General features: G+C 59.5%; 27 protein-coding genes and 1 tRNA gene. 7 read left to right on the top strand and 21 right to left on the bottom strand.

Translation table 11 applies throughout. From position 1 onward, the window contains the following. Positions 1-8: 8 nt before the first annotated feature. A tRNA-Leu gene (locus ATK06_RS05910) sits at positions 9-90 on the bottom strand. Between the two features lie 136 nt (positions 91-226). On the opposite strand from ATK06_RS05910, the gene ATK06_RS05905 reads away from it, so the two are divergent. Together ATK06_RS05905 and ATK06_RS05900 are read left to right on the top strand one after the other, a co-directional pair. Then, entirely contained in the window at positions 227-670 is a 444-nt protein-coding gene (locus tag ATK06_RS05905; RefSeq protein WP_231913536.1) for a hypothetical protein, read from the top strand. Between the two features lie 39 nt (positions 671-709). Further along, entirely contained in the window at positions 710-1,096 is a 387-nt protein-coding gene (locus ATK06_RS05900) for a DUF3817 domain-containing protein (RefSeq protein WP_048380154.1), read from the top strand. Between the two features lie 56 nt (positions 1,097-1,152). Here ATK06_RS05900 and rdgB read toward each other — a convergent pair whose 3' ends face one another. From rdgB to murI, 4 genes are all read right to left on the bottom strand, one after another. Further along, on the bottom strand, positions 1,153-1,755 hold the full coding sequence (gene rdgB / locus ATK06_RS05895; protein WP_048380156.1) for an RdgB/HAM1 family non-canonical purine NTP pyrophosphatase: 603 nt from the start codon (positions 1,753-1,755) through the stop codon (positions 1,153-1,155). After that, positions 1,755-2,501 carry a ribonuclease PH gene (gene rph, locus ATK06_RS05890; protein ID WP_048380158.1) on the bottom strand — a complete coding sequence of 249 codons (747 nt, stop codon included), beginning with the start codon at positions 2,499-2,501 and terminating at the stop codon, positions 1,755-1,757. Before rph ends, rdgB begins: the two co-directional genes overlap by 1 nt. A gap of 56 nt (positions 2,502-2,557) precedes the next feature. After that, a complete protein-coding gene (locus ATK06_RS05885; protein WP_048380160.1) occupies positions 2,558-3,331 on the bottom strand; it encodes an MBL fold metallo-hydrolase in 774 nt (257 codons plus the stop codon). Positions 3,332-3,442: 111 nt separating this feature from the next. Further along, on the bottom strand, positions 3,443-4,246 hold the full coding sequence (gene murI, locus ATK06_RS05880) for a glutamate racemase (RefSeq protein ID WP_231913537.1): 804 nt from the start codon (positions 4,244-4,246) through the stop codon (positions 3,443-3,445). A gap of 100 nt (positions 4,247-4,346) precedes the next feature. Between murI and ATK06_RS05875 the strand changes: the two genes are divergently transcribed. After that, positions 4,347-5,036, top strand: a complete 690-nt coding sequence (locus ATK06_RS05875; protein WP_048380164.1) for a metal-dependent transcriptional regulator — start codon at positions 4,347-4,349, stop codon at positions 5,034-5,036. A 36-nt stretch (positions 5,037-5,072) separates the two neighbouring features. On the opposite strand, the gene ATK06_RS05870 is transcribed toward ATK06_RS05875, so the two are convergent. Genes ATK06_RS05870 through clpS form a run of 4 tightly spaced genes read right to left on the bottom strand, consistent with a single transcriptional unit; the run spans position 5,073 to position 7,587 of the window. After that, positions 5,073-5,720, bottom strand: coding sequence for a rhomboid family intramembrane serine protease (locus ATK06_RS05870; RefSeq protein ID WP_048380165.1), 648 nt, complete (start codon positions 5,718-5,720; stop codon positions 5,073-5,075). Positions 5,721-5,724: 4 nt separating this feature from the next. Next, positions 5,725-6,681, bottom strand: a complete 957-nt coding sequence (locus ATK06_RS05865; RefSeq protein WP_098389003.1) for a P1 family peptidase — start codon at positions 6,679-6,681, stop codon at positions 5,725-5,727. Beyond that, complete coding sequence (locus ATK06_RS05860; protein WP_098389002.1) at positions 6,682-7,227, bottom strand: DUF2017 domain-containing protein; 546 nt, start codon at positions 7,225-7,227, stop codon at positions 6,682-6,684. A gap of 12 nt (positions 7,228-7,239) precedes the next feature. After that, on the bottom strand, positions 7,240-7,587 hold the full coding sequence (gene clpS, locus ATK06_RS05855; RefSeq protein WP_231913538.1) for an ATP-dependent Clp protease adapter ClpS: 348 nt from the start codon (positions 7,585-7,587) through the stop codon (positions 7,240-7,242). A gap of 93 nt (positions 7,588-7,680) precedes the next feature. On the opposite strand from clpS, the gene ATK06_RS05850 reads away from it, so the two are divergent. Then, the gene (locus tag ATK06_RS05850; protein WP_098389001.1) at positions 7,681-9,030 is read left to right on the top strand and encodes a nicotinate phosphoribosyltransferase; all 1,350 of its coding nucleotides are present in this window, start codon (positions 7,681-7,683) and stop codon (positions 9,028-9,030) included. Positions 9,031-9,035: 5 nt separating this feature from the next. Continuing rightward, positions 9,036-11,021, top strand: a complete 1,986-nt coding sequence (locus tag ATK06_RS05845; RefSeq protein ID WP_048380169.1) for an ATP-dependent DNA helicase — start codon at positions 9,036-9,038, stop codon at positions 11,019-11,021. On the opposite strand, the gene ATK06_RS05840 is transcribed toward ATK06_RS05845, so the two are convergent. The 4 genes from ATK06_RS05840 to nrdF all read right to left on the bottom strand — a co-directional run bounded on the left by ATK06_RS05840 (position 11,011) and on the right by nrdF (position 16,431). Continuing rightward, a complete protein-coding gene (locus ATK06_RS05840; protein WP_231913539.1) occupies positions 11,011-11,769 on the bottom strand; it encodes an aminoacyl-tRNA hydrolase in 759 nt (252 codons plus the stop codon). The genes ATK06_RS05845 and ATK06_RS05840 overlap by 11 nt on opposite strands. Next, complete coding sequence (serB, locus tag ATK06_RS05835; RefSeq protein WP_231913540.1) at positions 11,766-13,061, bottom strand: phosphoserine phosphatase SerB; 1,296 nt, start codon at positions 13,059-13,061, stop codon at positions 11,766-11,768. Before serB ends, ATK06_RS05840 begins: the two co-directional genes overlap by 4 nt. A 145-nt stretch (positions 13,062-13,206) precedes the next feature. Beyond that, positions 13,207-14,934, bottom strand: coding sequence for an aa3-type cytochrome oxidase subunit I (ctaD, locus tag ATK06_RS05830; protein ID WP_048380171.1), 1,728 nt, complete (start codon positions 14,932-14,934; stop codon positions 13,207-13,209). 495 nt (positions 14,935-15,429) lie between these two features. After that, positions 15,430-16,431, bottom strand: coding sequence for a class 1b ribonucleoside-diphosphate reductase subunit beta (nrdF, locus tag ATK06_RS05825; RefSeq protein WP_048380173.1), 1,002 nt, complete (start codon positions 16,429-16,431; stop codon positions 15,430-15,432). 159 nt (positions 16,432-16,590) lie between these two features. Here nrdF and ATK06_RS05820 point away from each other — a divergent pair, with 159 nt between their 5' ends. Then, on the top strand, positions 16,591-17,283 hold the full coding sequence (locus ATK06_RS05820) for a FadR/GntR family transcriptional regulator (protein WP_231913541.1): 693 nt from the start codon (positions 16,591-16,593) through the stop codon (positions 17,281-17,283). A 62-nt stretch (positions 17,284-17,345) separates the two neighbouring features. Here ATK06_RS05820 and nrdE read toward each other — a convergent pair whose 3' ends face one another. The 5 genes from nrdE to ATK06_RS05795 all read right to left on the bottom strand — a co-directional run bounded on the left by nrdE (position 17,346) and on the right by ATK06_RS05795 (position 22,612). Next, positions 17,346-19,502, bottom strand: a complete 2,157-nt coding sequence (gene nrdE / locus ATK06_RS05815; RefSeq protein WP_048380175.1) for a class 1b ribonucleoside-diphosphate reductase subunit alpha — start codon at positions 19,500-19,502, stop codon at positions 17,346-17,348. A 120-nt stretch (positions 19,503-19,622) separates the two neighbouring features. Further along, positions 19,623-20,078, bottom strand: coding sequence for a class Ib ribonucleoside-diphosphate reductase assembly flavoprotein NrdI (gene nrdI, locus ATK06_RS05810; RefSeq protein WP_098389000.1), 456 nt, complete (start codon positions 20,076-20,078; stop codon positions 19,623-19,625). 140 nt (positions 20,079-20,218) lie between these two features. Continuing rightward, on the bottom strand, positions 20,219-20,446 hold the full coding sequence (nrdH, locus tag ATK06_RS05805; protein ID WP_048380177.1) for a glutaredoxin-like protein NrdH: 228 nt from the start codon (positions 20,444-20,446) through the stop codon (positions 20,219-20,221). Between the two features lie 532 nt (positions 20,447-20,978). Then, complete coding sequence (gene ykgO / locus ATK06_RS05800; protein ID WP_018341343.1) at positions 20,979-21,101, bottom strand: type B 50S ribosomal protein L36; 123 nt, start codon at positions 21,099-21,101, stop codon at positions 20,979-20,981. 131 nt (positions 21,102-21,232) lie between these two features. Then, a complete protein-coding gene (locus ATK06_RS05795) occupies positions 21,233-22,612 on the bottom strand; it encodes a sugar porter family MFS transporter (RefSeq protein ID WP_098388999.1) in 1,380 nt (459 codons plus the stop codon). 36 nt (positions 22,613-22,648) lie between these two features. On the opposite strand from ATK06_RS05795, the gene nadE reads away from it, so the two are divergent. Next, on the top strand, positions 22,649-23,494 hold the full coding sequence (gene nadE / locus ATK06_RS05790; RefSeq protein ID WP_282957055.1) for an ammonia-dependent NAD(+) synthetase: 846 nt from the start codon (positions 22,649-22,651) through the stop codon (positions 23,492-23,494). Here nadE and ATK06_RS05785 read toward each other — a convergent pair. From ATK06_RS05785 to ATK06_RS05775, 3 genes are read right to left on the bottom strand one after another with little or no spacing between them, the layout of a single operon-like run. After that, the gene (locus ATK06_RS05785) at positions 23,491-24,234 is read right to left on the bottom strand and encodes a fructosamine kinase family protein (protein WP_098389406.1); all 744 of its coding nucleotides are present in this window, start codon (positions 24,232-24,234) and stop codon (positions 23,491-23,493) included. The genes nadE and ATK06_RS05785 overlap by 4 nt on opposite strands. Positions 24,235-24,245: 11 nt before the next feature. Beyond that, the gene (locus tag ATK06_RS05780) at positions 24,246-24,650 is read right to left on the bottom strand and encodes a pyridoxamine 5'-phosphate oxidase family protein (RefSeq protein WP_098388997.1); all 405 of its coding nucleotides are present in this window, start codon (positions 24,648-24,650) and stop codon (positions 24,246-24,248) included. A 42-nt stretch (positions 24,651-24,692) separates the two neighbouring features. After that, positions 24,693-25,013, bottom strand: coding sequence for a CHY zinc finger protein (locus ATK06_RS05775; RefSeq protein ID WP_083985995.1), 321 nt, complete (start codon positions 25,011-25,013; stop codon positions 24,693-24,695). Positions 25,014-25,080: the final 67 nt, after the last annotated feature.

The following is a 25,080-nucleotide window of genomic DNA, read 5'->3' as shown; positions in this document are numbered from 1 at the left end:
TTTCGTCGTGCGCCCGGTGAGACTTGAACTCACACGTCCGAAGACACTGGAACCTAAATCCAGCGCGTCTGCCAATTCCGCCACGGGCGCGCGAATTCACATAGTACAGCAGTAAACCCGTATTGCGAAACTTCCCCGCTTCACGACGCTCACCTGCCGGCTTTTTAGCGTTTCACCCCCTGATGCATATTTTCTTGTCTCCCAAGTTCGGGTAGGCTGTGTGCTTGTGAGTGATGTGACTGAAGATTTCGCGGACCAGGACTTCCCTGGTGGGGAGGCTTCTCGTCGCAAACGCCCCAAGGTGCGCCCATCGCACATTATTTTCTTGGGTATTGCGGTCCTATGCACCATCCTCTTGGCGTACTGGCAGTGGACCCGCTTCCAATCGGGATCGGGCAGTTTCCAGAACTTGGGTTATGCCCTCCAATGGCCACTATTTGGAGCTTTCTTTGTTTTCGCATACCGCAAATTCTTAGAGTACGAAAACAAGATGATTGACGCCCAGGAAAGTGCTGATGACCCAGACTTCCTCTACCAATTAGACGAGCTGGAGTTTGCGACCGGCCCAACCGAGATTGACCCGAATTTCTTGCCGGAGCGGCCCACCTTGGACGTCGAGGAGTTTAACCAGCTTAATGCCCAGCACCGCGGCAATGTGGACCCGCGCTAACGCTCACCCAGTAAAACGGATAACAAGGAGTTTGGTGAAGTGACTACCCCTCAACAGCCTGCAGGTTCCTCTGCTAATGCTAAGCCGCGAATTCACCCGGAACGGCAACGTCGTGTAGCAAATGCGCTGAAGATCTTCTCCGTTCTTGCCTGGGTGACGGGTGTGTTCCTGTTGCTGCTGGTCACACAGATGATTATGAAGTACGTGCTCGGCATGGATACGTCCCCGTGGGGCACGTGGGTAGCCATCGCCCACGGCTGGATTTACATGGCTTTCTTGCTGTCCACTATCAACTTGGGTTTGCGAGCTCGGTGGGATTTCGGAAAGTCCATCATTACCGCCCTCGGAGGCGTGGTCCCATTCCTCTCCTTCTACGTAGAGAACCAGCGCCGTAAAGAGGTCAAGGCCCAGTTCCAGCTGGACTAATGGAAAATATACGAAAAGCCACACTAGGTGGAGCACCCGGTGTGGCTTGTGTCGTTTTAGATCAGCGCCTCGATGGTTGGTACCAGCCCCGCTAAGGCCTTGCCACGGTGAGACAATTCATCCTTGTGCTCAGGCGTAAGCTCCGCGGAGGACTTCCCGGGGTGCTCGACCGGGCTGAAGATGGGGTCGTACCCAAACCCGCCGTCCCCCTGAGGCGCGCGCAGCAGGGTGCCTTCCCAGCGGCCCTCGGACAGGGTTTCCTGACCATTCGGGGTGACCAGGGCGCACACGGACACGAACGCTGCCCCGCGGCGCTCATCAGGAGCGTCCTTGACTTGGTCCAGGACAAGTTCCAGATTGAACTGGTCAGAGGCGTTCGAACCGCCCCATCGTGCGGAAAGCACGCCGGGCATACCCTGCAATTCGTCGACCACGAGCCCGGAATCATCGGCCACGCATGGCAACCCGGATGCCGCTGCCCCGGCGCGTGCCTTAATGAGGGCGTTCTCGGCGAAGGTCCGGCCTGTTTCTCGCGGTTCCGGGTAGGCGGGAACGTCCTTGAGGGATACCAGTTCCACGCTGTCCAGCCCTCGGGCGTCGAGGATGCGTTGTAGTTCGGCTAGTTTCTTTGCGTTGCCGGAGGCTACGAGGAGCTGCATTACTTCACGTCCTCGGCGAGCGCCGCCTTCTGCGCTGCGATGAGTTCGCGGCAGCCCTTCTCCGCGTAGTCCAGGAAGGTGGACAGGGTCTTGCGGTCAAAGGTTCCTTCCTCACCGGTGCCCTGGATTTCTACGAACTCGCCGGATTCGTTCATGACCACGTTCATGTCAACCTCTGCGCCGGCATCTTCGACATACGGCAGGTCGAGGCAGACGCGGCCGTCGATAAGCCCAACAGATACTGCCGCTACAGGTTCCTTCAGCGGATTTCCGGGGACCACGCCGCGCTCTTGGAGGACGGCAATCGCGTCGGCGAGCGCAACATACGCGCCGGTGATGGCGGCGGTGCGGGTCCCGCCGTCGGCTTGGAGGACGTCGCAGTCGAGCTGGATCGTGTTTTCGCCAAGTTCCTTGAGGTCGACGGCGGCCCGCAGCGCCCGGCCGACGAGGCGGGAAATTTCGTGGGTGCGGCCCTTTACCTTGCCAGCCATGGATTCGCGGCGGTTACGTTCCGCAGTCGCTGCGGGCAGCATGGCGTATTCGGCGGTGAGCCAGCCTTCACCGGAGTCTTTCTTAAAACGTGGGACGCCCTCTTCAACAGAGGCGGTGCACATGACGCGGGTGTTTCCGAATTCGACGAGGACGGATCCTGCCGGGTTGGTGGTGAAGCCGCGGGTGATGCGCACGGGGCGCATTTCGTCGAAAGCGCGACCGTCGGGACGTGGGGCTGGGGTGTTTTCAGTCATGCGCCCTACTGTACAACCCAGGCTGTGCAACCCGGTGTGGTGCACGTCCCGTGAGGCTAGAGTACGTACTCTGACCTGGGGTGGCCGAACTCGATGGGGCCATCAAATTCTTCGGCGGCGGCGTCGACAGCTTCCTGCGGGTCAATCCATGGTGGGACGTGGACGACAACGAGTCGTTTTGCTCCAGCCTTGCGGGCGAGGGCGCCGGCTTCGTGCCCGCAGAGGTGCATACCGCGGACTTTCCCTTCGCAGGTGTTGCCCCATGTTGCTTCAGCGAGCAAAAGGTCTACTCCCCGCGCAGCGTCCACGAGGTTGTCCGTCCAGGCGGAGTCGCCGGTGTATGCCAGGCTAGCCCCGGTACTTGGCTCCTCAACGCGAATCGCGTAGGCCTCCACTGGGTGAACTGCTTCGTACGGGGTGACAAGGAGCTTTTCGACGATTTCCTGCCGGCCGTGCTCCCACGCGGCGAACGCGAACGTGTCGGAGAAATCGTCGACCCCGTCCGGCTGCTCATCGGAGCTGATGCGGCCGAGGTGAACCGGGGTTGTGGACGGGCCGTGCAATAAGTTCCGGCCTTTCGCCGCAGCGTCCGGGTGGTAGCGCCGCCACACGAGCAGTGAGGGAAAATCGAGGCAGTGGTCCGCGTGCAGGTGGCTAAACAGCACGTGGGCTTGGGAGGGGTCACCTATATTTTGCAGCTCAGCTAAGGTTCCGGGGCCCAGGTCCATGATGACTCCCGGGGTGTCGGCGTCCGGCTGGATGAAGTATCCGGATGCTGCGTTGCCTGGGGCGGCCAAGCTCCCAGAGCTTCCTAGAATAGTGACCTTCATACGTATAGAGTGCCACGAGTCCCATAGTTTTTCTAAACTCAACTTTTGGTTACCAACTAATGTTTGCCCCTCAATGCTGGTAGCTCTCGTGGCCTGGCTCGGGCGAGCCGTCTAGCTGTGGTGTTGGTGTACCTCGCCGATTCCTGGGCCGAGGAAGCGGGAGGCAAGGCGGTGGAATACTTCTGGATCGCCGGTCGTCTCGACGCTCCGGTGCGCGGGTTTGTCGGCTGGTGCGAACATGTCGGAGTCTTGGAGGGCGCGCATCACGTCTTTCGTCGCCTCTTCCGCGGAGGAAACCAGGGTGACGTGATCACCGACAGCCAGCTGGATGACGCCGGTGAGAAGTGGGTAGTGGGTGCACCCGAGGACAAGGGTGTCCACGCCGGCGTCGACAAGCGGGGCTGTATATTCTTTGGCCAATTTCAGGATGTCCGGGCCAGAGGTAATTCCGCGTTCTACGTACGGCACAAATTCTGGGCAGGCGGCCGCGCTGACTTCAATCCCTGGGGCAACGGAGAAGAGGTCCTGGTAGGCGCCTGAGTTGATGGTTCCCTGCGTGCCAATGACACCGATGCGTCCGTTTCGAGTGGTGGCCATGGCGCGCCGCACGGCGGGATGGATGACTTCAATGACGGGGATGTCGTAGCGTTCGCGTGCGTCGCGCAGGAATGCGGCGGATGCCGTGTTGCAGGCAATGACCAACATTTTGGCCCCGCCTTCGACGAGGTCGTCGGCGATGCGGGTGGCGTGTTCGCGCACGACTGCGATGGGCAGGGGCCCGTATGGACCGTGGGCAGTATCTCCGATGTAGCGGATCGATTCGCCGGGGAGCTGGTCCATAATGGTGCGCGCTACGGTTAACCCGCCGAGTCCGGAATCAAAAATCCCAATGGGTGCATCTGCCTGAATAGTCACGCCCCTTATCCTAACCCCGGCGCCCTGACCCTGGTGCGTGGCGGTTCCTCAGCGGACGTCCTGTGCACGACCTGCCTATGGTGTCCTACACTGACTGATTATGGAACGCTCAAAGGCTGAAGAATATGTCGATGGCCTTAGCCCGACGGCTCAGGATTATCTGAAAACCATTTGGTCTGCCACCGAGTGGGGCGAACCCCCGCTGGGTAGCAAGAAGTTGGCGGACCGTTTTGGGACGTCGACAGCCAACGCTACGGAGACCGTCAAGCGTCTGGCCACGCAAGGGTTGGTGGATTATCAGGCGTATCAGCCGGTGACCTTGACGGAGAAAGGTCGCGCCTTAGCTATTGAGATGGTGCGCCGCCACCGCCTTATTGAAACGTTCTTGATGACCACCTTGGATTACAGCTGGGATGAGGTCCACGAGGAGGCCGAGCGCCTCGAGCACGCGGTGACCCCGCGCATGGTTGAGCGCATTGATGCACTTCTCGGGCATCCTACGCATGATCCTCATGGTGATCCGATTCCTGACGCCGAGGGCAATACCGCTCACACGGCGTCTGCACGCCGCTTGGAGGACGCGCCGGTGGATACCCCGGTGGTGGTTCTGCGCGTGTCGGATGTGGAGCCAGAAGACTTACGTGCCGCTGATGAGATGGGCATTTTCCCGGGCACATTAATTGAGCTGACCAATACGAACCCGTTGACCGCGCTTATCGACGACCATTCGGTGGCCCTCCCCGCAGCGATAGCGCACGCGGTGTGGGTCGTGCGCCCCGGCGAAGATTAGAGCGTTTCCCGCTTTACCCCCTGCCCTGCGGCATTGTTATTGTCGCAGGGCTTTGGTGCGTTTACGTTCTTGAAGGGCGGGCGGGTCGTCGGACGTGATGATGGCGCCGGCGGCGATCCCGCCGATGGCCCCAAACAGGTGGCCCTGCCACGAAACTCCTGCCATGCCAGGTAGTACGCCCCAAATCAGCCCGGAGTACATGACACCGAGTGTGATTCCCACGGCAAGCTGTCCTGCGCTGCGGTTGAAAATCCCGCGGACGATCAGGTAGGCCAGCCATCCGTACACGAGGATGGACGCGCCGAAGTGGTTGGTGCCGGCACCGCCGAAGAACCAGATGCCCAGCCCACCGACTGCGACGACGAACGCGGTGACTTCCCACCAGACGCGTGCCCCGGAGCGCCCAATCAGGAAGGCGAAAATCGCCCCGGGCACGGTGTTGGAGGTCAGGTGCGCGAAGTCGGCGTGAATCCACGGGGCGGTGAGGATGTGCCACAGCGAGGAGACGTCAAGCGGTTGGATGCCGAACTGATACAGCATTCCGCCCACGAGCACGTTGAGGATGTGGAGCGCCCAGATAATCGCTACGAAAGCGCCCGCATACGCTAGCCCTGTTGAGGTGCCACCGGTTGTTCGGCGCGCGGGCTCCGAGTTATAGGCGGGATACTGGGGATATGCGTTCATGAGCTCAGGCCTTAGTTTTTTGGGGGCGTAGTTGGTTGAAGGTGGTCAATCCTAGCCCAGGCTGGGCTCCGAGGACGGCCGCTGCAATGGCTTCTTCGACGACGTCTGCTGCAGCTGCGCACAAGGCGGTCAGGGAGACGGTGTCGAGGCCTTCGTGAGTATCCGCAGTAGAGAGGCTAAAAAGCGTGTCCCCGTCCATGGGACTGTGCGCGGGCCGGATAGCTCGCGCAAGTCCGTCATGGCCGACCATCGCAATTCTTCCGGCTTGGCCGGGGTCCAGTGGGGCATTGGTAGCAATCACGCCGATTGTCGTGTTGAGGCCTGGATGCTCAGGAAGCGCAGCATAGGACTCTGGATCCACGCACTGAGTGGGGTCAGCCCACAGTCTCCCCTGCTTATCGACGACACTACCTTGCGGATTGGCCACAATCCCTGCAGCGATAACGTACTCTCCTGCTTCAGTGCCAACGCAGGTGGACGCTTGCCCGAAACCTCCCCGTATTTTCCCGGCTGTCGCCCCTACCCCGGCACCAACGCTGGTGTGCGTGGGCGCATTCGTGGCCGCTGTGAAACTGTTTTTAAGAGCGCGGGCACCGTCCGCCTGACTAGGCGTCTCCTGCCCGACGAGAAGGTCGAAGATCACGGCTGCTGGAACGATGGGGACTGTAATTCCTGGTGCCGCCGGAAAACCGTGCCCGCGGTCTGCGAGCTCTCGCATCACACCATCGGCGGCTGCCAGACCAAAGGCGGAGCCACCACACAAGGTCACTGCATGAACATGCGTGACTGTGTTCTCTGGGCGCAGCAGGTCGGTCTCGCGGGTGCCAGGGCCACCGCCACGCACATCCACTGCCGCTAACGCACCGTCGGGGCTCGTGGGACGTACGACTGTAACACCCGTTGACGTTCCTGACCAATGCCCGACTGCAATCCCGGGGCAATCAGTGAGCAATCCCGGCATCTAGGAGTCCAGGAGGGCGTCGAGAAGCGAATCTTGGTTGTAGGCCAACCATTCCACGAGTTGCTCGGCATCGCCCATGAGTCGGACGTCGTCGGCCATGGATGTTCCTGCCGAGACGTAGAGACGAAGGTCGTTGAGGGCGCTCAACCAGCTGTGCGCTTCCTCCTCGGTGATGGAGACGTGCACGCCGCCGTCGGGCCCCATCGCCATGATGATGGACTGCAGATTAGTGATTTTTTCTTTGCAGATATCGGGTTCGTGAATGCTGCGCAGCAGAGCATTGTCGCCTTCGAATTCTTCATCTTGGGCGCGTTCGAAATTCGGGAGCAGGCGCGCCAGTGCGGGGTCCTCGGGGGCTTCTTTGTGGCCCGAGGTCAGCCCGGTGAGCTCTGCTAGTTCGTCCTTCGGCGCGGATTGGACGCGGTGGATGAGTGCCTCACTCACGGTTGCCGCCAGGTTGCCCAAGACCTCCCGCTCGATGGGCTCGAGCGTGGTCACGTACTTCGGTGCCCGCATGAGGCCTTTTTTCTTCGTCCACGGTTGCATGAAATAAGTCTCCTACCCTGCCTGTTGCATAGTCGCCCACAGGCCGGCAACCTGGAGCTTCTTTACGTCGCCTTCGACCTTGTCCCGCTCACCGGAACTGACGATTGCTTTGCCTTCGGTGTGGACCTGCATCATGAGTTCCTGCGCGCGTTTGCGGCTGTAGCCAAGAACACGCTCGAAGACGTAGGTCACGTAACTCATCAGGTTGACGGGGTCATCCCAGACGATGCACACCCACGGAATGTTTTCAGCCGGGGCGACGTCCAGGGCAATGTCTTCTTCAAGTTCGGGGCTGGCCATGGGGGAACCCATGCGCGGGGCTGCCCCTGAGTTCATCGCTGCATTCATTCCTGCGTTCATGGTGCCCAAGCCTAGTCAAGGCGGGACGCACGTGGGGGTGTCGGCGTATATCTTGCTGACCAAAATTGTGTTGTGGGTCTACACTGTTTCGGTATGACAGCACCGACTTCGTCCTCCCTGCCGGCGAACCGTTCGACAGCCCTGCTGACGGACATGTACGAGCTCACCATGCTCCAAGCAGCGCTTCGCGACGGCACCGCCCACCGGTCCTGCACTTTTGAAGTGTTCGCCCGCAAGCTGCCTAACGAGCGTCGGTTCGGAGTCGTCGGGGGCACCGCGCGCGTGCTGCGCGCTATCACGGATTTCCGATTCACCGAAGACCAGCTGAAGTCCCTGGATTTTTTGGACGAAGCCACGATCGAATTCCTGCGGGATTATCGTTTTAGCGGCGATGTGCACGGGTACGTGGAAGGGGACCTCTACTTCCCGTACTCCCCTATCTTGTCTGTGCGTGGCACTTTCGCCGAGTGCGTGGTCCTAGAGACCGTCATCCTTTCCATCATGAATGCGGACTCCGCGGTCGCATCTGCTGCCGCGCGCATGGTTGTGGCCGCCGACGGCCGACCAATTGTTGAGATGGGTTCGCGTCGCACGCACGAATATGCGGCTGTGACCGCGTCACGCGCTGCCTACTTAGGTGGTTTTGTGGGCACCTCAAATCTCGAGGCCGGCTATCGGTATGGCATCCCCGTGTCGGGCACGGCAGCCCACGCCTGGACTCTCTTGCACGTTGATGAATCCGGACAACCGGATGAGCGCGCAGCGTTCGAGTCCCAGGTTGCAACACTCGGTAAAGACACCACCCTGCTGGTAGATACGTACGACATCACCCAAGGCGTCACCACCGCCATTGAGGTAGCCGGCACTGACCTCGCCGCCGTCCGGATTGACTCCGGAGATCTAGGCGTGATGACGCGTCGCGTACGCCGCCAGCTAGATTCTCTGGGCGCATACAACACCAAGATTGTGGTCTCCTCCGACCTGGACGAGTTCACAATCGCTGGACTGCGCGGGGAGCCGGTAGATTCCTTCGGCGTTGGTACCTCTGTCGTGACCGGCTCTGGAGCGCCCACGCCTGGCATGGTGTACAAGCTAGTAGAAGTTGACGGCCATCCCGTCGCAAAGCGGTCGCGCAACAAGGAGATGCAAGCGGGCGCTAAGCGGGGCCTGCGCGCCTACCGCGCCACCGGGACTGCGATCGAAGAGATTGTGGTGCCTTTCGACGCGCCCGCGCCGGAGCTCGGTGCAGCGCACCTGGAGGAGCGCACGCACCTGCTCATCGAGGATGGCAAGCTGGTCGAGGGCCTGCCTACTCTGGAGGAATCCCGGTCTTTCCTCGCGGACCAACTGGTCACCCTACCGTGGGAGGGTTTGGCACTGTCACGGGACGAGCCCGCCTTGGGCACCCGATTTGTCGGTTTCCCACCGAGTGGCCAAAACTAGGGTGTATGAGTTCTTCTGATGAACTGACAACGTCCGACCTTTTAGCAGCAGCGGTCGAGGCGCTCGGGGGATCCCGCCGCGACGGCCAATCTCGCATGGCTGACGCGGTGGACAAGGCCATCGCCACGCAGCGGCATCTTGCCGTCCAGGCCGGCACGGGCACGGGTAAATCCTTGGCCTATTTGGTGCCGGCGATTAAGCACGCGATTGAAACGGATACCACCGTGGTGGTCTCCACCGCCACAATCGCGCTCCAGCGCCAGCTCGTTGGCCGGGACTTGCCACGCCTGGCGGAAGCCATCGCCCCACTCGTGGGCCGCGAACCTACGTTCGCGCTGCAGAAAGGGCGCTCCAACTACGTCTGCCTCAACAAGCTCGCAGCAGACGAACCCCAGGAAGCACTGGGCGTAGATAGCGAGGATGAGGCCGTCTCGGAGACCCAACTCAGTTGGCTAGGCGCGCAGATTAAGCGCGTATACGACTGGGCACAGGAGACGGAAACCGGCGATCGGGATGACCTCGAGCCTGGTGTCCCGGAGTCGGTGTGGCGTCACGTGTCCGTGTCCTCCCGCGAGTGCGTGGGAGCCTCCCGCTGCGCCTACGGCGAAGACTGCTTCGCGGAGAAAGCTCGCGCCGCAACGCGAGAGGTCGACGTTGTGGTGACCAACCATGCTCTGCTTGCCATCGACGCGCTCAGTGACGCAACGATCCTTCCCGAGCATGACGTCGTCATCATCGACGAGGCCCATGAACTCGACGATCGCATCACCTCCGTCTCTACCGCGCAAATCACCGCGCAGTCCCTGAAGCTCGCGGCTAAACGTGGCGGCAAGTTGGGTGCCGATGGGCGTGATGAAGAACTCGTGGCCGCAGCCGAAGCGTGGGACAACCACGCTCCTACCCTTCCTGATGGCCGGTGGACCTCCATCGACGATCACACCCGCACCCTTCTGGTGACGCTTCGCGACGCCATCTGGTCCTTACGTGCCGCGACGAACAAAAGCCCCGACGGCGAACTGGCCAACGACCCCGAAACTTTCGCCGAGCGGCAGAGCCTTTCTACTCACCTCATGGACCTCCACGACGCAATCGTGCGCATCCTCGAGGTCATGGAGATTGAGGACCCCGCCAAGCAGACGGACGTGGCGTGGCTCGTTGTCGACGAGCGTCGTGGCGCAACCTTGACCGTTGCGCCCCTTTCGGTCGCGGGGTTGCTGAACACGCATCTTTTCGCTGAAAACACCGTGATTCTGGCCTCGGCGACGCTGAGTTTGGGCGGTAACTTCAACGCCATGGCCGCCTCGTGGGGCCTGCCGAAGGGGTCGTGGGATTCCTTGGACGTGGGCACGCCGTTTGACCCACGTAAATCGGGGATCTTGTACGTGGCCCGACACCTTCCGCTGCCGGGCCGCGACGGCATCGCCCCGGAAACCCTCGATGAAATCTATGAGCTCATCATGGCTGCCGGGGGCCGCACCCTAGGACTGTTTTCTTCCCGACGCGCCGCCGTACAGGCCGCTGAAGCGTTGCGCCCTCGGCTGCCCATGGATGTCCTGCTCCAAGGAGACGATTCCATCAGTTCCTTGGTGTCCCAATTTGCCGCTGACGAAAACACCTGCCTCTTCGGCACCCTGACTTTGTGGCAGGGCGTTGACGTACCTGGCCCCTCGCTGAGCCAAGTGATCATCGATCGCATTCCGTTCCCGCGCCCCGATGACCCCCTCCAGCAGGCCCGCAGCGAGGCCGCGAACGCAGAAGGCCGTTCCGGGTTCATGGAGGTTTCGGCAACCCACGCAGCACTTCTTATGGCACAGGGCGCGGGCCGACTGCTCCGCGCTACCGACGACCGCGGCGTGGTCTCCGTTTTGGATCAGCGCCTTGTCACCAAACGCTACGGGAGTTTCCTGCGCGATTCCATGCCCAACTTCTGGCCCACCCAAGACCCCACGGTTGTACGCGGGGCCCTGAAACGCTTGGTGGCTACCCCTTAGGCGGTTCCGGTAGCGCGACCACCGTGGCTGTATCGGGCGCGATTTCTGTAAACCCGGCGTCCACTACCGTCACCGCGCCGTCTTTGGCGCACAGGTGCGTGAAATGGTCGTGGTCTACCAGCCGGACGGACGTCGCAAAGCTAGTGCGCGCCCACCCCAGCACCCAGTCCGCAGGTTGCGCTGCGGCGAGCAGCATGGCACCGTGCCCGACCTGGGCTGCGATCTTCCCGGTTGTCATGCTTAACGATGCATCCACATACACCACCGGCCGCCCCGACGGCGCTGGTCCGGGTTCATCGGCAGGCAGTTGCGTCCCTTTAATCTGCAATTTGGAAATCTCGTGTGGGACTTCCGAAACAGCGGAAGGAATGAAAGCCCGTGCGTGGTCCCCTACCGTCACTCCTGGCAGCGCTTGTACTGCGCGCCACGGACTGTTGCGGGCGCGACGCGTTACTTTCCGAATGCTGTGGTCGTACCACGCCAGCAGGTGATCCTGCCAGGCACCCGGTCGACCGGCCTGGGGCGCCAGGCACACCCCGACGACAGCCGCGGCTGCGGCCTCATAGAGATCTGTCGCCACCGGCGGATCGGCCTTCGGAATGTTGAGGACGATCTGCATCGCCTGCACGGTCTCCGGATGCTCCGGATCCTCGTAGCGCTGGTGATAGTCGTCGCTCGTGCGCGATACCAGCAAGGCGTGCGCCGCAAGGATAGCTTCGAGTTCCTCCGGGGAGAATTCCCCGGTCACTGCAGAGCAACCTTGCGGGCCGTGCCATCCTCCGAATCGGAGGCGTCGATCTCGTCGCGTGGGATGCCCAGAATGTAGAGGACCTCATCGAGGAACGGGTGGTTCACCGAAGTGTCTGCAACCTCACGCAGCGCCGGCTTTGCGTTGAAGGCAATGCCCAAGCCCGCAGCAGAAATCATGTCAATGTCATTTGCGCCATCCCCGACCGCTACCGTCTGGTACATCTTCAAACCCTGATCAGTGGCGAACTCACGGAGGAATTCAGCTTTCGCCGCGCGGTCGACTACCTTGCCCAGCACCTTGCCTGTGAGTTTGCCGTCGACGATCTCCAGTTCGTTGGCGCGCACGTAATCCAGTCCAAGGTCCTCGGCAAGGCCTTCGAGAACTTGATTAAACCCGCCGGATACGACCGCCACGGTGTAACCCATGCGCTTCAAGGTACGGACTGTGGTCCGGGCGCCCGGAGTCAGCTCAATAGAATCGGCGACTTCCTTGATGACATTCTCATCCAGCCCTGCGAGAGCCTGGACGCGTTCACGCAGTGATTCTTCGAAATCAATCTCTCCGCGCATAGCCCGCTCAGTCACCGCAGCCACTTCCTCTTCGCGGCCGGCGTGGGCAGCCAGCATCTCGATGACCTCGCCGGTGATGAGGGTGGAATCGCAGTCAAAGCACACCAAGCGCTTAGAACGGCGCAGCAGTCCGGCACGCTCCATCGCGATGTCCACCTTGAGTTCTTTAGTCAGAACTGCCAAATCCGCGCGGAGGTCCTGAGCCCCACCCGGAGCGGCATCGGCCACAGTGATGGATAGTTCCAGGCCGGTGACTGGGTACTCAGAAATTCCGCGGATACGGTCAATATTTGCCCCGTGCGCTGCAAGGGCCGCACCGACGCGGGAGACGTCGACTGCTTCCACTGGGTTACCAAGCATCACGACGACGTGGGTAGAACGCGGACGTGAGGTCGTCTGCATATCTACTAGTTCGACGGTAACTTGCTGATTCAGAGACTGGAGCGCTTGTGCTAAACCTCCGTGCAAGGAAGCGAGCTTGTCGGGGTGGACGCCAGCGAAGGCGGCTAAGGATAGGCGCCCACGGAAGTCAGATTGTTCGACGTCGAGAAGCTGACTGTTGTGGGCGGCGAGTTGGTCGAAGAACGCCGCGGAAACGCCTGGCACGTTGGGGCCCGTGCTCGTGATGACGGCTGGAACTAATCCCTCCTGGAGGGGGACGGTTTCTCCGAGCGTCTCTGCTTCGTATGGGTCGTGGTTTTCAATGTTTGCGTTGGTCACGCTTATCCATTCTTCCAATTCGTTATGGTGGGGGTGGTGTGTGGGGTTGTCGGGGCGCGAAGAAGGCCACACTCGGTGTGAGTGTGGCCTTCTTGTTATGTGTTCACGAGTTCAGGGTGAAGCTGCGTGGCGCTTCGTTGCGAACTTAGGAGTTCTTTGGTGTGAGCTCCGGCAGGTCGTGCCCTCCACCAACGTGTGCTTCGCGACGCATGCGCTCCACCATGTGTGGGTAGTGCAGCTCGAACGCTGGGCGCTCCGAGCGGATGCGTGGCAGGGAGGTGAAGTTGTGGCGTGGAGGTGGGCAGCTGGTTGCCCACTCGAGGGAGTTGCCGTAACCCCATGGGTCGTCCACGGTGACAACTTCGCCGTAGCGCCAGGACTTGAAGACGTTCCAGACGAATGGAATGACCGAGAAGCCCAGCAGGAAGGAGAAGATGGTGGAGATCTGGTTCAGGGTGGTGAAGCCGTCGGAGTCCAGGTAGTCAGCGTAACGACGTGGCATACCCATGTTGCCCAACCAGTGCTGGACCATGAAGGTGCCGTGGAAGCCGATGAAGGTCAGCCAGAAGTGAATCTTGCCTAGGCGCTCGTCGAGCATGCGACCGGTCATCTTCGGAAACCAGAAGTAGACGCCGGAGAAGGATGCGAACACAACCGTACCGAACAGGGTGTAGTGGAAGTGCGCGATCAGGAAGTAGGAGTCTGCCAGGTGGAAGTCCAGTGGTGGGGATGCCAACATGATGCCGGTGAGACCACCGAAGAGGAAGGTCGCCATGAAGCCCACCGCGAAGATCATTGGAGTCTCCCAGGTGATGTGGCCCTTCCACATGGTTCCAACCCAGTTGAAGAACTTCACGCCGGTAGGAACGGCGATGAGGAACGTCATGAAGGAGAAGAACGGAAGCAGAACTGCACCGGTGACGAACATGTGGTGTGCCCACACAGCCATGGACAGCGCACCAATGGACAGGGTCGCGAAGACCAGGCCGACGTAGCCGAACATTGGCTTACGGGAGAACACTGGGATGACTTCGGAGATAACACCGAAGAAAGGCAGTGCCAGGACGTACACCTCGGGGTGGCCGAAGAACCAGAAGAGGTGCTGCCACAGGATCGTGCCGCCGTTGCCTGGGGCGTAGATGTGGCCACCAAGCTTGCGGTCGTACAGGACGCCGAGAGCCGCTGCGGTCAGCAGTGGGAAAATCAGCAGTGCCAGGATGGAGGTGACGAAGATGTTCCACGCAAAGATCGGCATGCGGAACATGGTCATTCCCGGTGCGCGGAGGCACAGGATGGTGGTGAGCATGTTGATTGCGGAAGCAATTGTGCCCACACCGGTTGCACCGACGCCCACGATCCAGAAGTCCGCGCCCACGCCTGGAGTGTGGATTGCGTCAGACAATGGGGAGTACATGGTCCAGCCGAAGTCCGCTGCACCACCTGGGGTGAGGAATCCGGCCAGCATTGCAACGCCACCGACGGTGGTGATCCAAAAACCAAAGGCGTTCAGACGTGGGAATGCCACGTCAGGTGCGCCGATTTGAAGCGGCAGAACGTAGTTAGCGAAGCCCCACACGATTGGGGTGCCGAACAGCAGCAGCATCACTGTGCCGTGCATGGTGAACAGCTGGTTGAACTGCTCGTTAGAAAGGAACTGCAGGCCCGGAGTAAAAAGCTCCGCGCGGATGAGCAGCGCCATAAGGCCACCGAGGAAGAAGAAGCAGAAGCTCATGATGATGTACATGATGCCCAGCTGCTTATGGTCGGTGGTTGTCAACATATGCCAGGCTTGGGAACCCTTACGGCCATGCCCGGTCGGTGTGGGACGTGCGGGCTCGACGTGCTCGTCTAGCCGTGGTGCCACAGCAGTCATACGATCCTCCTGAACTCAAAGGTGATTCACACGTTTCTTTCCTGGGAATTACCCAAAAGAAAACACGCATAAATAACCCAACATTGCGTACCGCTAATCATAGGGCATAACTCCCCCCTTTTTCTAGCCAGCAATCTCACAGGACAACCTTCCGTTTTTAGCCTTGCGCTGTGGATTTGCATATTGCACCGCCATCCATAGAGCAGCAAAACTAATTACTGAAACAACCAAGCCCTATAGGTCCTGTATGGTTCGCCACGCCGGTGAATCTAATCCACTGACAGGCGCCTCCCAGCTGGTATGCACAACCGCACCATATTTCAGCACAGTACGTAACTGGCGTGCCCAGTGTGAAAGTTGTTCCCAATTTAACGCCCTCGACACGCCCCTCCCCTTCCCCACCTGCCCCCGTCGTAGTTCGATAGAAAGTATGACGCCCCGGTTGAAGTTTCCAACCAGGGCGTCGCACCGCGTTTACTTTTTTTAAGGGACCGTTTAGAAGTCCCAGTCGTCGTCAGTTGTTTCTTCTGCCTTGCCGATCACATACGAGGAACCGGACCCCGAGAAGAAGTCGTGATTCTCATCCGCGTTCGGGGACAGTGCCGACAAGATTGCCGGGGAAACGCGGGTCTCATCAGCCGGGAAGAGGGCCTCGTACCCAAGGTTGTTCAAAGCCTTGTTCGCGTTGTAGCGCAAGAACCGCTTGACATCTTCAGTCCAACCGACCGGATCATAAAGATCCTCGGTGTACTTGGTTTCATTGTCATAGAGTTCCATGAGCAGGTTGAAGGTCCAGTTCTTGAGCTCTTCTTGACGCTCGGGGGATTCCTTCTTCACAGCCTGCTGGTACTTGTAGCCGATGTAGTAGCCGTGAACGGCTTCGTCACGGATGATGAGGCGGATGACGTCGGCAGTGTTGGTCAGCTTGGCATGAGCAGACCAGTACATCGGCAGGTAGAAGCCGGAGTAGAAGAGGAAGGATTCCAACAAAGTGGATGCAACCTTGCGCTTCAGCGGATCATTACCGTCGTAGTAGGCAAGAATGATCTTGGCCTTGCGCTGCAGGTTTTCATTCTCTTCTGACCAGCGGAATGCCTCGTTAATCTCCGGGGTGGAGGCCAAGGTCATGAAGATGTTGGAGTAGGACTTCGCGTGCACCGACTCCATGAAGGCAATATTTGTCAGCACTGCTTCCTCATGCAGAGTTTCTGCGTCTGGCAGCAACGCAACCGCTCCGACGGTGCCTTGAATCGTATCGAGCAGCGTAAGTCCGGTGAAGACGCGCATAGTTGCGGTCTTTTCGGCGTCGTTAAGCGTGCCCCATGACTTGATGTCGTTGGACACCGGCACCTTCTCTGGCAGCCAGAAATTTCCGGTCAAGCGATCCCATACCTCAAGGTCCTTGTCATCTGGGATTTCATTCCAGTTGATGGCCTTAATTGGCTTCGGGTCGTGGAGATATTTTTCGCGCAAATCTTCGCCACTGATATTCGACATGCCCCCTACCCTAGCCCAAGCAGGAGCGACGAGCCCACCGCCCCGGGACAACGTCACAGAACGCCGAATCAGACCATCAAGCCACCTATTTAAACCCCGCGAAGTCATTGGAATTATCATTAAGTTAAAGTAGGACGAAAATAATCGACGGAGGTAAGTGTGCCGCAATCCACAAAACTCGATGCCGTTCTAGAAATCGTGGGAAGCAAGCTCGTCCCGGGCCAGTTGCCAGCGGGAACCGTATTCACGCTCCAAGACATCATGACGAAGTTCAACATCTCCCGCACCGTCGCCCGCGAAGTCATGCGCGCTCTGGAACACATGGGGCTCGTCGCAGCATCCCGCAGAGTCGGACTTACCGTCCAGCCGGAAGAATCCTGGGACCCCTTCAATCCCATGCTCATCCGTTGGCGTCTCGCACACACGGAAACCCGGTCAGCGCAGTTGGCCTCCTTGCTTGAGTTGCGTCGCGCCGTCGAACCAGCCGCTGCCCGGTGCGCGGCCACTGTCGCCTCGGACGACGCACGTTCGGAATTGAGTCGCCTCGCCCGCTTCCTTGACTCGGAAGGTCATGCAGGCCGTGGCGCCGAGCAGGACTTTTTGCATGCCGACATTGAGTTCCACTCCCTGGTCCTGCGCAGTTCCGGAAACGCATTCTATGCTGCGCTCGCACCAGCTGTAGTTTCTGTGATGCAGGGACGAACCGAGTTGGGTTTACAACCCCGCATCCCGGACGAAGCCGCGCTGGTAGGGCACGTGGAATTAGCTGAGGCTATCGCTGCAGCCGACCCTGCGGGAGCAGAAAAAGCTGCGCGCGCAATCGTCCAAGAGGCTACTGAAGCGCTCTCGTAGCCCGCTCACCCAAAAGGCCACCCCACTGACCTGTGCAGTGGGGTGGCCTTTAGCTTTGGCTTCTACAGCATGCAGCTGACGCAACCTTCGATCTCGGTGCCTTGGAGGGCTACCTGACGCAGGCGGATGTAGTACAAGGTCTTGATACCCTTGCGCCACGCGTAAATCTGCGCCTTGTTGATGTCGCGGGTGGTGGCAGTGTCCTTAAAGAACAGGGTTAGGGACAGGCCTTGGTCTACGTACTTCGTTGCCACCGCGTAGGTGTCAACGATCTTCTGGTAGCCGATTTCATACGCGTCCTCGAAGTATTCGAGGTTCTCGTTGTCCATGTGCGGCGCCGGGTAGTAGACGCGCCCAATCTTGCCTTCCTTACGGATCTCAATCTTGGAAGCGATCGGGTGGATTGAGGACGTCGAGTGGTTGATGTAGGAAATCGAACCAGTCGGCGGAACAGCCTGGAGGTATCGGTTGTAGATGCCGTGTTCCATGACATCCGCCTTGAGCTGAGCCCAGTCCTCTGCAGTTGGGGTGTAGATCGATGAGGCGTCGAAGATGCCCTTTACTTTTTCGGTCTTTGGCGCGAAATCTGCAGGATCGAAACGGTCAAAGTAGCTGCCGTCGGCATACTCGGAGGTTTCGAAGCCGGCGAACTTTTCTCCACGCTCCTGGGCAATCTTGTTGGAGGCGCGCAGGCAGGCGTACAGCACTGCGGCGAAGTACGCGTTGGTGAAGTCCAAGCCTTCTTCGGAACCGTAGTGAATATGTTCGCGGCCAAGGTAGCCGTGGAGGTTCATCTGCCCAAGCCCGATGGCGTGGGCAGCTTCGTTGCCCTTGCGAATCGACGGCACGGAGTCGATGGACGTCTGCTCGGAGACTGCGGTGAGGCCCCGGATAGTGGTTTCGATGGTCTTCGAGAAATCCGGGGAATCCATGGTCATCGCGATGTTGAGCGAGCCGAGGTTGCAGGAAATGTCCTCGCCGATGTGGCTGTACGTCAGGTCATCGTTGAACTCGGACGCGGAGTTAACCTGCAGAATCTCAGAGCACAGGTTGGACATGTTCACGCGGCCTTCGATGGGGTTGGCCGTGTTAACGGTGTCTTCGTACATGATGTACGGGTACCCGGACTCGAACTGGATTTCGGCCAGGGTCTGGAAGAAATCACGCGCGTCGATCTTGGTCTTTCGGATGCGTGGGTCTTCGACCATGTCGCGGTAGAGCTCAGTGACGGAGATGTCACCGAATGGTTTTCCGTAGACGCGCTCCACATCGTATGGGGAGAACAAGTACATCGGTTCCTTGTTCCGCGCCAGCTCGAAAGTGATGTCCGGGATAACGACGCCCAGGGAAAGGGTCTTAATACGGATCTTCTCATCAGCGTTTTCACGCTTGGTGTCGAGGAAGTTCAGGATGTCCGGGTGGTGCGCGTTCAAGTAGACGGCGCCAGCGCCCTGGCGTGCACCCAATTGGTTAGCGTAGGAGAACGCGTCTTCCAGCAGCTTCATCACAGGGATGACACCGGAGGACTGGTTTTCGATGTGCTTGATCGGTGCGCCAGCTTCACGCAGGTTGCTCAGCAGCAGTGCGACGCCACCACCACGCTTGGACAGCTGTAGTGCGGAGTTAATGGAACGACCGATGGATTCCATGTTGTCTTCGATACGCAGCAAGAAGCAGGACACCGGTTCCCCGCGCTGAGCTTTACCTTCGTTCAGGAAGGTAGGGGTCGCGGGCTGGAAGCGACCGGTCATGATTTCGTCGACCAGGTTTTCAGCGAGGGAGGTGTCGCCGTCGGCAAGCGCGAGCGCCACCATGACTACGCGGTCTTCGAATCGTTCGAGGTAGCGGCGACCGTCGAAAGTCTTGAGGGTGTAAGACGTGTAGTACTTGTATGCGCCCAGGAAGGATTGGAAGCGGAACTTGAACGCGTATGCACGCTGCGACAGGCTCTTGATGAACTCGAAGTCGTACTTATCCAGGACGGACTTGTCGTAATAATTGTTGCTGACCAGGTAGTCGAGTTTTTCCTGCAGGCTGTGGAAAAACACAGTGTTCTGGTTGACGTGCTGCAGGAAGAACTGGTTGGCGGCCTCGCGGTCTTTGTCGAACTGAATCTGATTGTTTTCGTCGTACAGGTTCAGCATCGCATTGAGTGCGTGGTAATCCAGCTGGTCTTCCTGGTTGACGGGTTCTGCCACGCTGCGTCCGTGTTCGGTCATAGGGTGTCCTTTGCTACTGCGTGAATGTGGGGGTTGTAATTACACATCTGTATTCAATTATGTGTGGCCTTCATGGCCTTGACCTGTGGTTTATATACTGGCTCCGGTCCGGGCGCTATCTTAGCGCGTGGGTCCGACAGCCGCTGATGGTGCAGGTTCGAGGCCTAGGGCGACGGCGTTCTCTTCCAAACCTTGGCGCAGGATTCGCACGTCTTCGTCGTTGCCCATGAGTTCGAACCGGTAGACGTACGGAACTTTGCATTTCCGTGAAATCAGATCTCCGGCAACTCCGTAGTCGGCCCCGAAGTTAGTGTTGCCACCGGCGACGACACATCGGATGAGGCTGCGGTTGTGCTCGTTGTTCAGGAATCGGATGACCTGCACTGGAACGGGGCGCACGTTCTCGTGGTTGAGGGACACCCCGCCACCATAGGTCGGGCAGATGAGCACGTAGGGCTCATTGACGATCAGTGGTTCATCTTTCTTGTAGAGCGGAATTCGCTTGGCCGGAAGGCCGAGCTTCTCGACGAACCTGTGAGTGTTTTCCGTCGCTGACGAAAAATACACGACGAGCACTTTCCTTCATTCCCTTCGCCACGGATGGCCCGTATAAAAGCACGCTGTGGTGCGTTTGCCGATTTTTAGGTGGTACATATCGCAAGACCCCGAACCGTTGCAGTGTTCGGGGCTGTAAAAGTAGGTGCGGGTAAGTCCGCTTAGGCAGCTGCCAGCGCGTGGAGGCGCTCTGGGCGGAAGCCTGACCAGTGTTCGCCGTCAACTTCGACGACTGGGGCCGCGAGGTAGCCAAGCGCCATGACGTAGTCGCGGGCGGCATCGTCGACGGAGATGTCTACGAGGTTGTAATCCAGTCCAGCCTTGTCGAGCTCGCGAGTGGTCATGGTGCACTGCATGCAAGCGGGCTTCGTGTAGACCGTGATTGCCATTGGATTCCTGCCTCTTCCTACGCCTGTGTTCGCAGCACAATCGCGCTGCGGTTTAAGTAACTGGTGTTGTTTATGGTGCGCATGAGACTTAAAAAGCCTGCACCTCAGCGGGAACTTTTCAGTGTTGACCACCCGAAAGTTCCGATACCAAGACACTATACTTTGGGTAACTTTTCCGCAAGCGATACTACATATAGTGCCACCGCGCATAATAAAGCCAGCACGACACCCCTTCGAGGCCCACATGTAGCCCTCGAACCACACCGCTGGTATTTCCTCGCCCGAAACCCATCCTGCAGGTTTCCATAGGCGCGTGACAAAGCTCACTAGCCACGAAAAATGGCTCGTTTCTCGAGCAGCTGAAAAAGACCAGTTCACGCACTACCCTCGAGCGTGTTCAAAAATTTCACGCCTCCTGAAAGTGGTTTTCGTACACTACCGCGCAAGCCCGCGGGGTTTCGCGCATACGAAAAAGCGCCACCCCGCACGAATGGCGGGATGGCGCTTTAGCCCAAGGATGCTGCCTTTCGGCTTAGCCCTGGCGAGCCTTGAAGCGTGGCTCCTTCTTGTTGATCACAAAGACCTTGCCGTGGCGACGCACAACCTGGGCGCCCGGCTTGTTCTTCAGCGACCGAAGCGACTTGCGGACCTTCATCGGGCGCTCCTTTCTTTATGCGCTGTATAGTTTCGCAGACGCGTGCCCTAGAACGGACACGGTCATGACACGAGGGAAAATGATACCGGAACGGGTATACAAACGCAAAGCGCTCCCCCACATCCAGGTTTCTATGCGCTAGGATAGCGCGCCTGGAATTGGCCTTCCACCTCTTCTAATGATTTGCCTGAAGTTTCCGGCACCCAGCGGGCCACGAAGATTACTGCAGCCACGCCCAGAGCAGCGAAGATGGCAAAAGTGGTCGAGGCGGAGGTAGCGCTTACCAGCGGGAGGAAGAACTGCGCTACCGCCCAGTTCGCTACCCACAAGCCCAGGCCTGCGACGCCCATGCCGATGCCTCGGATCGCGGTGGGCACAAGTTCGGAGATCAGGAGCCACGTTGTCAATGAAACCGCTGCTTGCTGGAAGGCGATGAACAAACCCATAAGCCCGAGCGCTGCCATCGCCATCGCAACGGAACCGCTGGCCAGTGGGTACACCAATGCCAGAATAATGAGCGCGCTGATATTCCCGGTCAGCCCCACAAGCAGGAGCCTGCGCCTGCCCACGCGGTCCACAATTTTCAGCCCGACGTAGCACGCCACCACGGATACCACACCAATAATCATCGAGGTGTACACCGAGTTTGTCGTGGACAGGCCCACTTTATTCATCAGCGTTGGCGCGAAGTACACGATGGCGTTCACACCTGTGATTTGTTGCGTCACGCCGAGCCCAATCGCGGTCATGAGCGCCGCTCGGATCCAGGGAGTCTTCAAGGTTGCGGCTTGCTCCGCCACGCTTATCGACGTCCCCCCTTCCCCGTGCTCGCCCGACCCGGAGTCTTCCTGGATGCCCAAGTCTGCAAGTGTCATGCCGGCGCGCTGCGCAGAAGCACGAGCTCGCTCAAATTGGCCACGCTCGGCGTACCAGACGGCAGTGTCGGGAAGGAACGCCATGCCGATGGCCAGGACCGCGCCTGGGATTGCGGCGCAGGCAAGCATGAGGCGCCAGTTTTCGGTTGGCGCGAGCGCCGAATTAACGCAGTAGGCAAGTAGTTGCCCCACCACGATCATCAGCGTGTTGAGCGAGACCAGCTTCCCGCGCACCCGAGGCGGGACTTTCTCAGAAATGTACATCGGAACCACGATGGATACTGCTCCGACCGCCAGGCCCAGTGTAAAGCGGGCCGACGCCAGGCCAGCGGGGCCGTCGACAAGCGCGCACCACAGTGATCCGCCAATAAAGATCAGCCCTCCTACGATGAGTGTCCAGCGCCTGCCGATGAGGTCGGCAATTCTTCCGCCACCGAGGGCACCAAGTGCGGCGCCGATGAGCAAAGTGGAGGTCACCCACCCTTCCTGGGCGGGGCTGAGCCCAAATTCGGGTGATAGGAAAAGCAGCGCACCGGACATGACGCCGGTGTCGTAGCCGAAAAGTAGGCCTCCAAAAGCGGCGATGGCCGCTACAGTTGTTATATACCGTTGAGTGCGACGAGATTGTGATTTCATATGCGCTCAAGTATTCATCAAGGAAAAGGATTGCACGTGTCGGACAATTCACGCGAGCTTCAAGAAAAGGTAGTATCTTCGCTGCGCACCGCTGCCTGTATCGATCCAGAGCATGAGGTGACCAAGCGCACTCAATTCCTCATCGATTACCTGCGTGTCACTGGTGCAAAGGGGTACGTACTGGGCATTTCGGGCGGCCAAGATTCCACCCTCGCGGGGATGCTGGCGCAACGTGCCGTCGTCAAGCTTCGCGAAAGCGGCGTTCCTGCAGAGTTCTGGGCGATGCGCCTGCCGTATGGTGTGCAAGGCGATGAGGACGATGCCCAGCGCGCCCTCGACGTCATTGCCCCTGATCACCGGGTAACCGTCAATATTAAGGACGCCTCCGACGCGATGACGCACGGCACCGCTGAAGCTTTGGGGCTGCGAGAGCTTTCTGACTTCAATGCGGGTAATATTCGTGCCCGCCAGCGTATGATCGCGCAGTACGCCCTGGCCGGCGAGCGTGGCCTTTTGGTTATAGGCACGGATCATGCGGCGGAGAACCTCACCGGATTCTTTACCAAGCATGGCGATGGCGCAGCCGACCTCACCCCCCTTTCAGGGTTAAATAAGCGCCAGGGCGCAGCCCTCCTAGAGTTCTTAGGTGCGCCGAGTTGGACGTGGGAAAAAGTCCCCACCGCCGATCTCGAACTTGAGCGCCCCGCGCTTGCCGACGAAGAGGCCCTCGGCGTCCGCTACCGCGATATCGATGATTACCTCGAAGGCCGTGATGTCACCCAGCCCGCCCGCGCACGCATCGAGGAATTGTGGCGCCGCGGTGAACACAAGCGCCACCTCCCCGCATCCCCCGATGACTCGTGGTGGCGGCCCAACCGTTAACTCAGAAGATCGAGGGTTGCGCGAGCCGCCCTTTCCAGTTCCATGCCATAACTTGGTCCGTGCGTGTAGGCGTGCACGGCAAGCGGGTGGAGTTGGTGCACGGGTATCGTGCGCTCCCACCCTTTCGGCAGGGGACGCACGCGAGCGTACCCACGATAGATTTCTTCAAGATACGACGCTCCGAAAAGTGCGAGCATCGCGAGGTCTGTGTGCGGGTGGCCGCCATGAGCAGCGGGATCGATGAAGGCCGGGCCCTCTTCCCCGAAGAGAAGGTTTCCCGCCCAGAGGTCGCCATGGATGCGGGCAGGAGTGACGTCCCAGTTCGTTGCGGTGATTGCTGCGCACGCTTTTTCCACGATGTCTAGGTCCCGCAGGTTGCCGAGCTGTGCAGCTTTCCACGCAAAGGGTAGGACACGCTGCTGTACGTAGAAGTGCGCCCAGTTGTCCGTAGGCGTGCAGTCTTGCGGTTGGGTGCCAATGTAGTTCGGGTCATCCCACCCCGCCGGAGGCTGGCCGAACGCCTCGGCGCCAGCAGCGTGAATGCGTGCGAGTTCTTCGCCTGCCTGGCGGGCGGCTTCGGGGCAGGGTCGGCCGGGTGACACGCGCTGCGTCACGATGGTGTTGTCGCTGACCTCAACCACTCGCACAACGGCGTTGCTGGCCTCGCCGAGCCACCGCAGTCCAGCGGCTTCGGCGCGCGCCGATAGTGGCTCACGAGGGCTTTTACTGAAAGTGTCCACCACAACTAACTCTATTTCTGCAATGTGAAGGCGCGACCACTGACCTCTGCCGGTTGGATGCGCACGAAAGTATCCTTCGGCGTCGGGATCCACGTACGCATCTCCAGGGATTCTGCGTGCGCGATGTCTGCTTGCTTCTCGACGACCGCCGCCTGACCACGCACGATAACAGACCAGGCGTTGGTCGTGGAGAAATCGTCAACCTCAAAAAGAACATCTGGGTTGAGGGTGAGGCTGAAAAGTTTGTCCCCTGCGGTGGTGTGGATATAAATGTCACTTTCCTCATCGACGGCGTAGTTGATGGGGAAAATATCGATGTCTTCGCTGCGGTGTACAACGAGGCGCCCGATGTTCAGGGTGCGTAGCTTGTCTAGGGATTCTGCGCGGGTGAGTTCGGTAATCGGTGAAGTAGTCATGTTTCCAAGTATGGCATGAACCTCCGACATATGCCCTGACCTCTAGGTATTACCTAAGTCAAAGTAGAGGTTCCCGTGATTCTGACAGCCTGAATTAAAAGAATGCCCACAGCCCGGGCAGGCGCGCCGCCCGGTGTAGGCGCGGTAATCCATGCGGTAGCCACACGAGCCGCACATCACGGCTTCCTGGTCGAGTGGCATGGGTGCAAAAGTATGATTCCGCAGGGCGTTGTGGCAGAGGTAGCAGGCGAAGAATTCCTGGCAGGCTGCGCATTTGTTTGCCACGACGTCTGCATCAGAGTGCCAGTGGGCACACCTGCCGGCGTGGTCTGTATTGATTCCGATGATGGGCACGAGAGGCATGCCTCTACAGTAGAGTTATTCCTTACCTGAATGCCGAATACCGCCGGCCTGGTTAGGCGGGCGGTAT

The sequence above is a fragment of the Corynebacterium renale genome (assembly GCF_002563965.1).
Taxonomy (GTDB): Bacteria; Actinomycetota; Actinomycetes; order Mycobacteriales; family Mycobacteriaceae; genus Corynebacterium; species Corynebacterium renale.
Note: the sequence above shows the minus strand (reverse complement) of the source record. Positions and strands in the feature narration are given on the sequence as shown.